This is a genomic window from Peribacillus sp. QJM3NY_7 (assembly GCF_056173225.1).
Genome location: NZ_CM149663.1, coordinates 2215261 through 2228408, shown reverse-complemented (window position 1 = coordinate 2228408; position 13148 = coordinate 2215261). Strand labels below are relative to the sequence as shown.

Annotated in this window: 11 protein-coding genes; all 11 read right to left on the bottom strand. The window is 39.7% G+C overall.

Annotated elements, in window-relative coordinates:
* Positions 1 to 120: 120 nt before the first annotated feature.
* Complete coding sequence (locus AC0VX1_RS10685) at positions 121 to 882, bottom strand: DeoR/GlpR family DNA-binding transcription regulator (protein WP_101221779.1); 762 nt, start codon at positions 880 to 882, stop codon at positions 121 to 123.
* A 139-nt stretch (positions 883 to 1021) separates the two neighbouring features.
* A protein-coding gene (locus AC0VX1_RS10680; RefSeq protein ID WP_475471161.1) for an IS3 family transposase occupies positions 1022 to 2181 on the bottom strand; the annotation gives its coding sequence in 2 pieces (ribosomal slippage) (positions 1022 to 1923 and positions 1923 to 2181; 1161 coding nt in all).
* 110 nt (positions 2182 to 2291) lie between these two features.
* Positions 2292 to 3587 carry a class II aldolase/adducin family protein gene (locus tag AC0VX1_RS10675; protein ID WP_475471159.1) on the bottom strand — a complete coding sequence of 432 codons (1296 nt, stop codon included), beginning with the start codon at positions 3585 to 3587 and terminating at the stop codon, positions 2292 to 2294.
* A 15-nt stretch (positions 3588 to 3602) separates the two neighbouring features.
* On the bottom strand, positions 3603 to 5066 hold the full coding sequence (gene rhaB / locus AC0VX1_RS10670) for a rhamnulokinase (protein WP_475471157.1): 1464 nt from the start codon (positions 5064 to 5066) through the stop codon (positions 3603 to 3605).
* Positions 5066 to 6730, bottom strand: coding sequence for a ribulokinase (locus tag AC0VX1_RS10665; RefSeq protein ID WP_475471155.1), 1665 nt, complete (start codon positions 6728 to 6730; stop codon positions 5066 to 5068). The genes rhaB and AC0VX1_RS10665 overlap by 1 nt, the downstream gene beginning before the upstream one ends.
* Before the next feature lie 95 nt (positions 6731 to 6825).
* A complete protein-coding gene (locus AC0VX1_RS10660) occupies positions 6826 to 7863 on the bottom strand; it encodes an autoinducer 2 ABC transporter substrate-binding protein (protein WP_413002701.1) in 1038 nt (345 codons plus the stop codon).
* A 68-nt stretch (positions 7864 to 7931) separates the two neighbouring features.
* Positions 7932 to 8906: an ABC transporter permease gene (locus tag AC0VX1_RS10655; protein ID WP_475471152.1), complete on the bottom strand. Its 975-nt coding sequence runs from the start codon at positions 8904 to 8906 to the stop codon at positions 7932 to 7934.
* 15 nt (positions 8907 to 8921) lie between these two features.
* Positions 8922 to 9905, bottom strand: a complete 984-nt coding sequence (locus AC0VX1_RS10650; protein ID WP_475471150.1) for an ABC transporter permease — start codon at positions 9903 to 9905, stop codon at positions 8922 to 8924.
* Positions 9902 to 11449 carry a sugar ABC transporter ATP-binding protein gene (locus AC0VX1_RS10645; RefSeq protein ID WP_101221775.1) on the bottom strand — a complete coding sequence of 516 codons (1548 nt, stop codon included), beginning with the start codon at positions 11447 to 11449 and terminating at the stop codon, positions 9902 to 9904. The genes AC0VX1_RS10650 and AC0VX1_RS10645 overlap by 4 nt, the downstream gene beginning before the upstream one ends.
* A 23-nt stretch (positions 11450 to 11472) precedes the next feature.
* Positions 11473 to 12444: a ribokinase gene (gene rbsK / locus AC0VX1_RS10640; protein ID WP_475471148.1), complete on the bottom strand. Its 972-nt coding sequence runs from the start codon at positions 12442 to 12444 to the stop codon at positions 11473 to 11475.
* A complete protein-coding gene (gene rpe, locus AC0VX1_RS10635) occupies positions 12441 to 13130 on the bottom strand; it encodes a ribulose-phosphate 3-epimerase (RefSeq protein WP_048677821.1) in 690 nt (229 codons plus the stop codon). Before rpe ends, rbsK begins: the two co-directional genes overlap by 4 nt.
* Between the last annotated feature and the right edge of the window lie 18 nt (positions 13131 to 13148).

Here is a 13148-nt window from a genome sequence, read left to right as displayed (position 1 = left end):
CTTTTTTTTTGAAACGAGGCAATAATAAAAATAGATTGGGTACCGTAAAGATACCCAACCTCTATAATAGATTGCTCGCTTTAAAGGACACATTTCCCAACTGTCGCTAATGATTCTATTTTATTTTACAATCGTTACTTTTACATTTCTTTTTTCAAGCAATTTTCTTGATGCTTCATCTATTTCTCTATCCGTAATGACCTCATCCACTTCACTAGGCGGAACGATTAATGAAAACGCCTTTTTTCCAAACTTTGAGGAATCCACCATCAGGATCACTGCATCCGACCTTTCGATCATTTTCTTTTTTAATAAAGCCTGCCCTTCATTAGAATCACTGAGTCCTTCTTCTAAGTGAATCCCCTTGCAAGACAAAAACGTTTTGTTGACATGATACATCGTTAATGATTTCTCTGCTATCGGACCAACAAATGATAAAGACTTTGACAGCAATCTTCCCCCGGTTGAAATAACCTCTATTTTTTCTTTTTTACTCAATTCCATCACCACTTTGGTGGAATTGGTAATAACCGTTAGCGGTATGTTTGGTAAGGCTTTTGACATATACCAGGCAGTTGTACTTGCATCTAAAATAATCCTGTCACCTTCCACTATCCGCTTTGCCGCTTCATATGCTATCACTTTTTTTTCGTTGACATTTGTTATCACTCTTTCGGAAAAATGGATTTCCGAATCATCTTCTTGCAGGCTAACGGCACCGCCGTGGCTGCGTTTTAGTTTTGTTTCTTTCTCAAGCTTTTCGAGATCTCGTCGGATTGTTTCCTCTGTTACTGAAAAGATTTCACTTAATTCTGTAACACGAATACTCGAACGTTCATTTACGAGTTCGACAATTTTTTGGTGTCTTTGAGCTACAAGCATACCAACTTTCTCCTATCTATATAATCTTTGTTTACTTTTGTTTGTTTTTGTATTGTAACATATATAAAGCCCTCTATATAAATAGAGAGCTTAGGATGCACATAACCCTGTCAAGTAGACATTAAAAAAAGAGTATTTTTTAAGCTGCGGCCTTTTCTCGATATTCAATTGGGGAAAGGCCGTTGAATTTCTCTTGAAAGCGAGCCGTATTGTAAAACTCTATATACTCTTGAATAGCTAGATAAGCTTGCTCTGCTGTTTTTGGACATTTTAAATATAACTTTTCTGTTTTTAAATGTGAGAAGAAGCTTTCTATACACGCGTTGTCGTGACAATTGCCACGACGAGAGTGGCTTCCTCGAATGCCGAGTTCCTTCACCTGATTTTCATATGATTTCGTCGTATATTGGAATCCTTGATCTGAGTGCAGGAGAGCCCCCTTGCTAAACGGCTTGTCCCTTAGCTGGTTTAGCGTATTATGAACCAATTCAAGATCATTTCGTGTAGAAACTTCCCATGCAACAATTTCATTATTATACAAATCTAAAACGGCGGAAAGGTAGGCAAACGTGTCTCCAATCCGTACATAGGTTATATCTGTTACTAACTTATGAAACCTCATCTCTGCGTAGAATTCACGATTTAAGACATTATGAAATACAACTGACCTTCTTCGACCGTAGAAAGGGCGTTTCTTCCGAATGACTGATTGGACCCCCAACTCTCTCATTAATCGACGAACACGCTTGTGGTTTACAACGATTCCTTCTCTGGACAAAGCTCCAGTCATCCGTTTATATCCGTAGTAGGGGTGTAGCTTATGGATGGCTAAAATATGTTCCTTTATCCATAAATTTTTCTCAAGTCGCAAAGAACGAGCAGAATGTGTCTTCCGCCATTTGTAGTATCCAGCCTTTGAAACTTCAGCGATTTTTAATAGCCACGAAAGTGGGTACGTTTTCCTCAAACCATCGATTATTTGAAACCTTTCGGCTTTCAGGACCATTCCTTCCCATGTAGATTTGGATTGCGCTTTTTTAAATAATCCACCTGCGCTTTTAGATAGGTATTTTCCTCTTCGACACTAGAAAAATTCTTACGGTTCCATACACCACGTTGATCTTCAAAAGACTCGTTATTCTGCACTTTCTTCACCCAACTGGCTATCTGTGCATCACTTTTAATACCAAAACGCACACGAATCTGGCGATATGACCAACCTTCCTCCACTTTCAGACGAACCACTTCTCTCTTTAATTCTTCTATATACGCTTGAAACGTTTGCCCCTTCTTTGCCATACAAAAAATCCCCTCCAGATTGACAGTTAAGAACATTTTATCATGTTCTCTTTTTTCTCTGTCTACCTGAAGGGGATAATACCAGGAACTGCCTTTTTTCATTGATATCGTTATTTGGCAATTAGCTTAAAACCTTCAATAATTTCTTCAATATCTTCATCACTAATATCGATTACTTCGCCAATACTTTTAGCGTACACCAATGCTTTTGCACTATATTCAGCTACTTCTAGCCTATCAAATACACTCAGTAAACTTTTTCCTGAGACAACTGCATACCCATTTTCAATTAATAGGACAGGATTATCCTCTGCTAGTTTATCTGCAATCATTCTATTATGATCTTCTCCCATTCCAAAAGGCACTTTATCTATATCCCGAAGTACAATGTAGGCCTCTGGAATTATATGTGTATTATATTTAACATCTGTCACAGCATAGGCCATTAAAAATCTTGGGTTCGCAATGATTACGGATGTAAGCTCCGGGTTTAACTCATATATTTTTTGATGAAGCTCAAAAAACTCACATGGTTCCTTTCCAGCTTCACTATACTCCTGATGAATCAGAACCAATTCATCTTCCTTAATATATTTACGGTCCTGTTGAGCAGGCGTGATTAAAATAGAGCCATCTTTAAGGCGGGTTGAAAAGCTGCCTGAGATACTTGTAAAAAGCTGACGATCATATAACCGTTCCAATAACCTGATCATTTCTTGACGGCAAGAAACCTCTTCGACAGAATGGTGCTTCATTTCTATCTGTGTTAATTTATCCGCTTTATATAAATCTATTTCTTGTAAATTTTGTTCGGTCAGTTCAAATGGTTTCCCTATATTCCTTGCATTTATTTCCATACAAGCAGTATCTTCAAGTGTTTCAAACAACATAAAGGCATCAAATATAGTGGGTTTCCCTACCACAATACCATGATTCTCCAATATGACCGCATCCCCTCCTTTTGCAAATTCAGCCGAAATATTTTCCTTTAATTTGTCGCTTCCAGGGATCGCATAGGGTGCAACCTGAAGGGAATCTGCTACACTCTTATATGCATGTAAAAGCAACTTTGGGTTTGGTCCTTTACGAGCCATGCTAAAGGAAACCAAAGCCGGGGGATGTGCATGTACGACAGCTTTTATATCGGGCCTTGCTTCATAAATTCCTTGATGAAAAGGAAGCTCTACCGATGGTTTATGTTTCCCTATGAATGTACCGTCCTTTTTGACGCACATGATATCATCCATGGTTAATGCTCCTTTATCAATTCCCGATGGAGTAATCCAAAGGTCACCATTTTCATCTAGAATAGATAGGTTTCCTCCTGAAATTGTTGTCATGCCATATTTATAGACACGTTCCATGATCATAACAATTTGTTTGGCTGGATGCAGATTTTCATTCATACTTTATCACTCCTATTATTTACATTCTTCTTGCATGGAAATTGCTTGTTTGAATTTTTCAATCAGGGATGATGATTCAATTTTTTCTTTTGGCTCATATTTTTTTATAAGGAACGAGTGTTCTATTAACTGACGTGCCGTTTGTAAATCGCTTATTTCATTGCCTGAAATCATTTGTACTAGTATATTCCCAATCGCCGTAGCCTCCGTTGGTCCAGCGTATATGGTTTTCCCGCTAAGGTCTGCCGTAAGTTGATTAACGAATTCATTTTTCGCCCCTCCTCCGACAATATGAAGTTGCTCGATTCTTTTCCCCGTTATCTCTTCTATTTGCCGAATGGACATCGCATAAATAATAGACATATTTGTAAATATACAGTTCGCTAATTCTCCCACTGTATGTGGAATCTCCTGATTCGTCTCCCGACAATACTGCTGAATTTCTTGAATCATATTTTCTGGATTTAAAAATCGTTTATCATTAAAGTTGATGAACTGCGTGCACACCTTTATTTTCTCTGCCTCATATACAAACTGCTCGAAGTTATAGTCTTCCTTTAAATGTCTTCTGACCTCTTGAATAACCCACATACCAATGATATTTTTCAGAAAGCGGTAGGTCCCGTATGCACCCCATTCATTTGTATAATTGTTTTTAAGGGCTAACTCATTCACTATCGGTTTATCGCTTTCAATCCCAAGCAACGACCACGTTCCGCTACTAATATAGGCCCATTTCTCTCCATTACCAGGTGAACCGACTATGGCGGAAGCAGTATCATGTGAAGCAACGATAATCACTTCTGTATTGGGAAGATCAAAAGTAGAAAAACGTTCTTTCATCAGTTTCCCTAATCGTTCTCCCGGATTAACAAAAGGCGGGAATTGATCTTTTGACAATGCAATCAGGTTTAGTAACTCTTCATCAAACTTCTTCGTGTTTACATTCAATAATTGCATCGAAGAAGCACTTGTAACTTCTGTGACCTTTTTCCCCGTTAGGCAGTAACCTAAATAATCTGGCACAGTCATGACATTCCTAGTGACTTTCAGGTTCTTTATATCTTCTTCGTACAATTGGTATAACGTGTTAAATGATAAGAATTGAATCCCCGTTTTTTGATAAATGATTTCTTTAGGTAGTGTTCTTGTGACCTTTTCGATTGTATTTTCGGTGCGCTTATCACGATAAGAGATAACTTCTTGCACTCTGTGTCCATTATCATCCAACAATACGTAATCCGTTCCCCACGTATCAATTCCAAGTGTACAGTGGTCGTATCCAAGCTTTTTTGCTGATTCTAACCCCTTTAAGATTTCATTCAATAAATGATCAATATCCCAAAAACAGGTTCCATTTTGGGTGGTGAAACCATTCGCAAATCGATGGATTTCTTCAATTACTAATTTCCCGTTCTCCATTTTCCCTAAGACCAGCCGGCCACTTGAAGCACCAATATCCACCGCAATATGTATCATTAGTCCACACTCCTCAATTTCTTTAAACCATGCATTATGGAAATATGATCGCGGCCAAAGAAGTCATGCAGTTCTAAATAATAAGCATACAGTTGTTGATAAATACTTACATTTTCTTTAACCGGTATAAAAGTATCTTCTTTTACTTTTGCCATCTTAGAGGATGCCTCCTCTATGGAATCATACCCACCATTTATACGGCCGGCAGCCGTGGCAGCGTATATGGCTGCTCCTAATGCAACCACTTGTTCCCCATCCGCGATTTTAATTTCACGATTTAAAATATCGGCATATATCTGCATTAACAGTTTATTTTTTTGAGGTAATCCGCCACAGGCGTACAAATCGTTTATCTCTATACCATCATTCTCAAAGGTTTCAAAGATTTTCCTTGTTCCAAAGGCTGTTGATTCTAAAAGTGCACGGTATATTTCTTCCGGCTTCGTGGAAAGAGTAATCCCTGCTATCACACCTGACAAGTTCGCATCTACAAGGACTGTTCGGTTGCCATTCCACCAATCTAACGCCACTAACCCAGATTGACCAGGCCTTAAGCAAGAAGCCTTTTTTTCCAGTAAGCTATGTAGATTGACACCTTCTTGCTCAGCTTCTTTCTTTACATACTCAGGAGCAGTTTGCTCAATATACCATGCAAACGAATCGCCAACAGCCACCTGACCCGTTTCATAACTGAATGATCCGGGAATTATTCCATCCTCCACTACTCCACAAATACCTTCTACTGTTTGTTTTTTCTCAGAAATTAACATGTGGCAAGTAGAGGTTCCCATCGTCATCACAAATTGGCCTGGATGGACAGCTCCTACAGCTGGAACACCTGCATGGGCATCGATTATGGATACAGAAACAGCCGTACCAGATTTCAACCCCATCTTCTTAGCCATCCCTTCTGTTAAACCACCCGACCGTCCAGCGATGGGTAATACTTCACCACGCATTTTTGTATCCAGTATATCCAGAAGACGTTCATCAATAGCCGCTAAAAAAGCAGGGTCCGGATATCCATCTTTTTTATCCCAAAATGCTTTATAACCGCTCATATTACTGCTGCGTACCAGCTCTTTCGTCAGTCGGAAGGTAATCCAATCTCCGGCTTCCATAAATAGATCCGTTTCTTCATAGATATCAGGTGATTCACGTAACACTTGTAAAATCTTAGGGAACATCCATTCAGAAGAAATTTTCCCGCCATATCGTTGCAGGAATGGTTGATTCGTTGCCTGTGCAATGCGTGTAATATCATCCGCTTCTTTTTGTGCGGCATGATGCTTCCATAATTTGACCCAACTGTGAGGGTCCCTTTTCCACTTCTCATCAAAACAAAGGGGATTTCCTTTCTTATCAACAGGCAAAATGGTACATGAGGTAAAATCGATTCCAATGCCTATCACATCATTCGCATCTACTCCGCTTAACCGAATCACTTCAGGAACAGAAGTGTATAAAACGTCCAAATAATCACCTGGATGCTGGAGAGCCCAATCTTTTTCAAGTTTACATCCGTCTGGAAGCCTATTAGACAATACTCCATGACGATAAGGTGTAACATGTGTAGCCATTTCATTTCCGTTCTCTATATCTACTAGCAGCACTCTTCCTGATTCAGTGCCAAAATCAATTCCGATTGTATATCTCTCATTCATCCCTTCATCATCTCCTAACATGCAAGTCACGCAATGATATTTAATAAAAAGGCCCCTCTAGATAGTTGAGAGGGGCCTTTTCGGTCTATCTAACCTTAAAAATTAAAATCAGCTGCATTGTCTTTCGTAAAATCTGTCGGTGGTCCCATGATGATTGTTTTTCCATCCTCCCACACGTCAATTTCACCTACATTTTCAACTTTCAAACCATCTTCTGGTTTCTCCCCTTCAGCTAGACGTTTGGCGAGGGCAACTGTTAAATAACCTAGTTTGTCTGGCTCCCAAAGAATGGCTACATCTAGAGATCCATCATTTAAATATGGTGAAGAGTCTTTCGGTAGAGCAGTTCCAACAACTGTTATATCATCTTGCAGTCCTTTTTCCTGAACAGCTTGGGCTGCCCCAAGAGGTGCCGGAGTAGAAAAAGCCATGATTCCTTTTAATTCAGGATTTGATTTTATTAAATCCAGTGTTTTTTGGTATGCCACCTGTTGTTTTTCATCTGTCGCGATTTTATCCGATACTAATTCAATACCTGGATAATTCTCTTCCAGTTCTTTTTTTGCTGCATCAATCCAGGTGTTTAAGTTTGCAGCTGAAAGCCCTCCAGTTAATATAGCGATTTGCCCTTTTTCAACACCCATTTGTTTTACGAGTGATTTAGCGATATGGCGACCGTATGCTTCATCGTCTATTTGGTGGACGGATAATTCTACAAGGGATTGATCAGCTGGTGTATCCCAATCCATTACAATTATTCCTTCATCCTTCGCCTTTTGAAGGACTGGTGAGAGTGATGCAGCGTCATTTGGTGCTACTGCGATTACATCCACATCTTGACTAATTAAGTCTTCAATGACTTTTACTTGCTGTGCAGCATCCGGTTCCGTAGGTCCTGTGTAAATGGTTTCCACACCAAGATCTTTACCTGCTTGAATCGCTCCTTTTTCAGAAGCATTGAAATATGGTATCCCCATTAATTTTGGAACTACGGCAATTTTCAACTTCTCATTACTACCTCCGCCACTTGTTTCTTTTTCACTGTTCCCCGATGCTCCTTCTTGTGATACACAGCCTGCTAACAGTCCCCCAGCTAAAATAGCTGTTGCCAATATCCCCGTCATTTTCTTCATAATGATCCCCCTTACAATTTTTCTGATTTTTCACTAAAGTATTTTCAGAGATTACATGGTCATGTAAATTACGCTACAGAGTTTGAAGGTAACTTCCTTTGACTTTTTTCGTCTAATTTCGTTTTCACGAAGTTTATGACCAATACCGTGATTAAAATAACCCCCATCATTACAGTTACGATCGATCGTGGTACACCCATTAAGTTCAATCCACTTGATAACATTTGGAAAATGACCACTGCGTAAACAGTGCCGATAACTTTGCCATAACCACCTTGAATTTCAGTTCCGCCAAGTACGGCTGCCGCTACACTTTGTAATAAATAAGAAGATCCCAGATCCACTTTTGCAGTATTATAACGGGATGTCATAATAATGGAAGCAATTGTGGCAAGAAGTGCCGCATATAAGTAAACCCTCATTAATACCTTGCTATTATTTATACCTGAAAATAATGTGGCGATTGGATTGCTACCCACCATATAAACACTTCTGCCCCATTTGGTTTTTGACAGCAATATAGCTGTTATTATTGCAAATAATACAAAAATAATGATGGAAAGAGGAACGATCCCCATATAGTAGCCGTTTCCAATTAAGCTATAGCCCTCACTGAATCCTGAAATTGAATTTCCTTTCGTAATGCTTAAGATCAAACCTTCAAAAAGCACCATCGTTCCGAGTGTTACCAGTATTGGCGAAACACCGATTTTTGAGATGAGTACGCCGTTAATCAATCCGCAGCTCAGCCCGACTAAAACACCGATTAAGATTGCGCCTAGCATTGGATATCCGCTGCTTGCCATAAGTGCGATTGTCACGCCAGACAAGGCAGCTGTATACGTAATCGATAGGTCAATCCCTCCAGTTACAATCACCACCATCATTGCTAATGCGATTAAACCAAACTCCGGGAGCTGGAACATCATATTGGTTAAATTATTTGAAGAAAAGAATCCAGGTATTGAAAAACTCATTAACACAAACAAGCCTGCTGTAATTACACCTAAAGTATTTTCTTTTGATATTGAAAGCCGTTTCATTTTTTCACCTCTTTCTTACGCTTCCACTTCAATTTTCGCTAACTTATCTTTTGAGCGTTTATATTGAATGTGGTCGTATGACACAGCCAGTAATATAATCAATCCAGTGAATACTTTTTGCCAGAAGGTATCAATTTTTGCCAAGATAAGTCCATTTTGTACAATGCCTAGCAGAAGAACGCCCAAAACCGTTCCCAAAATGGTACCGCGCCCCCCCATGATGTTCGCACCGCCCAAAACAACGGCTGCTATGACCATCAGCTCCAGACCAAGCATTCCATTAGGATCCACAGCCTTTGTATATGCTGTTTGAGCAATGGCTGCTATCCCTGCAAGAAACCCCATATAGGAGAAAACAAATATTTGAACTTTGTCAAAATTTATCCCAACCCGAATGGCTGAATCTTTATTACCGCCAATCGCCAATACTTCGCGACCGATTAATGTGTATTTCAAAATATACCAAGTAAACAGTGCTACGGCGATAAAAATTAGAATGATGATAGATATACCAAACATCTCAAAACTGGCAAACTTGATGAATACGGTTGGAAAACTGCTGCTGTTCAAATACTGTCCATTCGTAATGTACAACACGAGCCCATTAATGATACTCATCATTCCAAGTGTCACGACAATAGCTGGAATTTGAACCTTTGCAACAAGCAGTCCATTCAGTGCACCTAAACAAACCCCAAGAAATGGCCCAATCAAAAAGAGTAATAGTATAGAGATGGGATGGTCAGGCATGAGCATCATTACTTTTCCAACGATGACACAGACAGCGCTTGTAACAGCGGCCACCGATACGTCAATCCCGCCAGTGATGATTACAAGTGTCATACCCACCGCCAGAATTCCAAGTACAGCATTCCCTTTTAGTACATCCAGCAAATTGTCTACAGTAAAAAAATACGGGCTTAAGAATGTCAATGTAATACATAGAAGCAAAACAATCATTGCGATGCTGATTTCCTTCGACTTCAAAATGGCGTTCATGCACGTACCTCCTCTTTTAGCGGAAGCCCTTTTTTGGAAGGAGATTGAGAACCAAGCAGAGCATAATTCATGATATTTTCCTGTGTCGCTTCTTCTATACCAAGCTCTCCGGCTATTCTTCCATGTCTCATGACCAAAATCCGATCACTGACAGCAAGTACTTCTGGAAGCTCTGAAGAAATCACAATAATGCCCATTCCTTCAGCAGCCAGTTCCCTCATTAACTTATGAATTTCTGACTTCGCCCCAATATCAATCCCATTCGTCGGTTCGTCAATAATTAGGATTTGTGGTTTAGTAGAAAGCCACTTGCCGATCACGACTTTCTGTTGATTTCCGCCTGATAGGTCACCAGCTGCCCTTTTAGGCAAAGCGGGTCTAACATCTAGCGTTTTCATATAATGATCAGCCAGCTTAACTTCTTCCTTTCGCTTAATCAATTTGAATTTATTTCTCAATTGTTTCAAAACAGGTAATGAAATATTATTTATTATGGACTGGCGAAGGATGAGTCCTTGCGTTTTTCTGCTTTCTGGAATATATGCAATCCCTTGCTTTACAGCATGTTCAGAAGAGTTGATTTTAGTAGAAACCCCATTTATTTTCATACTTCCATCGTAGGGCCTGTTGACCCCGAATATCGCTTGTGCAAGCTCTGTTCTTCCTGATCCGACAAGTCCTGTAATCCCAAGGACTTCTCCAGCTTTCAATTCAAAGGAAATATCTTTAAAGTTACCTTCTTTTGATAAACCATTCAGTTCCAAAAGAGTTTTTCCTGTTTTTCCTTTTACCATATTCTTGTTATATAAAATCTGACGTCCCACCATTAGTGTGATTAATTTATCTTCATCAAGTTCTTCAGTTTCATAAGTGCCTACATATTTCCCATCTCGCAATATTGTAAATCGATCGGAAACAGTAAATAACTCTTTTAACTTGTGGCTGACAAAGATTATGGAAATTCCGCGATCCTTTAATTTTTGTATAACTTTATAAAGCTTTTCAACTTCCCCTGCGGATAGGGATGAAGTCGGTTCGTCCATTACAATCAACTTGGAATCAAAAGCGAGGGCTCTGGCGATTTCAATCAGCTGCTGTTGAGCAATGCTTAATTTTTCAACGGGTGTATGAACATCAATCTCAAATTCTAGTTCTTTAAGTGCCCGTTTTGCTGTATCCTCCATCTCCTTCCATCTAATCTTTTTCCATGGTTTTTTGTCACTATCCCGGCCAATATAGATATTTTCAGCTACAGATAGGTTTGAAAATAAACTTAAATCCTGATAAATGATTGAAATGCCTTTTAGCGTAGCATCAATCGGTTTTTGAATTTCGGCTTCTTTTCCTTCAAAGTAAAACTTGGCGCCTGGGTCCGGTCGATAAATGCCAGCTAATATTTTAATGAGCGTTGATTTCCCGGCACCATTCTCACCTATTAACGCATGAACTTCTCCTTTTTTCACTTCAAGCTGAACGCTATCCAGTGCTTTTACACCTGGGAAGGTTTTACTGACATTCGTCATTTGCAATAAGAAATCAGACATGTTTCTCTCCTTTCCAACCTTAATCAGTCATAAATTTGATTCAACTTTTGTTTTTTACCATAATAATTAATGTTATTGGTTTCACAAAAATGTTCCACTTCTGCTAGCCTCGGCACACCATCTTGGGCCCCCATTTTCGTTACCTTCATCGCCGCTACAATTGAAGCAAACTCGGCTGCTGATTCGATCGTCTCCCCATCTGCAATGGCACAAGCAAGGGCTCCTGCGAACGAGTCTCCTGCCCCCACTGTATCAACAGCTTTTACAGCAATGGGCTCGATAAAGTTTGTTTCACCGTTTTGATAAACCAATGCTCCTTTATGGCCCAACTTAATAATGCTATTCGCCACGCCAAAATGATTCTCAAAGAAAACACCCGCTTTGCATGCACTTTCCTTCGAGTTGACGTCGATCCCAGTCAACACTTTTGTTTCCTGCCAATTCGGCGTAATCAAATTGGCATACGTCAGTGCTTCAGTCGTTACCCCTTCTGCCGGAGCAGGGTCCAGGATAATAAACATATTTTTTTCTTTAGCCCTTTTCATGGCTTGTAGAACAGCCTCATTAGGAATTTCCATCTGTACAAGTAAAACAGCATAGTCATCACTGATGGTAGAAAAACAAATGTCAATATCACTTCTTGTCAAATGTTCATTGGCCCCTTTAATGACAAGCATGGTGTTTTCTGCTGTAGCATCTACTGTAATGACTGCGCATCCAGTTGGATGTTCTGCAACATGTTTCAAGGAGGATATGTTCACGTTATTTTGAAGAAGAGAACGTTCTATTTCATGCCCGAATGCGTCGTCGCCAACCGCACCGATCAGTTTTACTGGTTTTCCAAGTTTAGCGCACGTCGTTGCTTGATTTGCGCCTTTTCCACCACTTAATAGTTTCATATTTTCTCCAAAAATCGTTTCCCCATGCGCTGGATACTGATTAGTGACTGCGACAATATCCATATTAATACTCCCTACCACTACAACCCCTTTCATGCACAACCCTCGTTTTTCATTTTCATTTGCTCTAAGAATGCCCGGAGTTGGCCAACGGCATCTTCCAGTAATACATCGTTTTTAAATAAACAGGACGTCCCGCAAACCAACATGTCGGCTCCATTTTTCAATACACCCGGAATGGTTTCGAACCCAATGTTTCCATCTACCTGAATATCAATTTGGTAGCCTTCCGATTGAATTAATTCTTTTATCTTTTTTATTTTCTTATACATAAGCGGTACAAAGGACTGTCCGGCAAAACCAGGATTTACCGTCATCACCGTTACATAATCGACTACATCCAATACATGTTCAAGCTCTGTGATGGGGGTTGATGGATTTAAGGCTACCCCTGCCTTAATCCCATCATTCTTCAGCTTTTGTAGTGATCTCTGTAAATGGGCAGTTGCCTCTGCATGAATGGAAATCATATCTGCCCCCGACTGAATGAAAAGATCTAAATGGTCTTCCGGTCTTTCAACCATTAAGTGAACATCAAATGGTTTATCCGAGAATTGCCTAATGCGTTTAATTAGATCCGGGCCCATTGTAAAATTAGGAACAAACGATCCATCCATTATATCTAGATGAAAGAAATCAACACCTGCACGGTCTAATCTCATTACTGATTCTTGTAAATTCCCCATATCTGCACACATAAGTGAGGGTCCAATTAAGGTCATATAAACACTCCCGTTCCA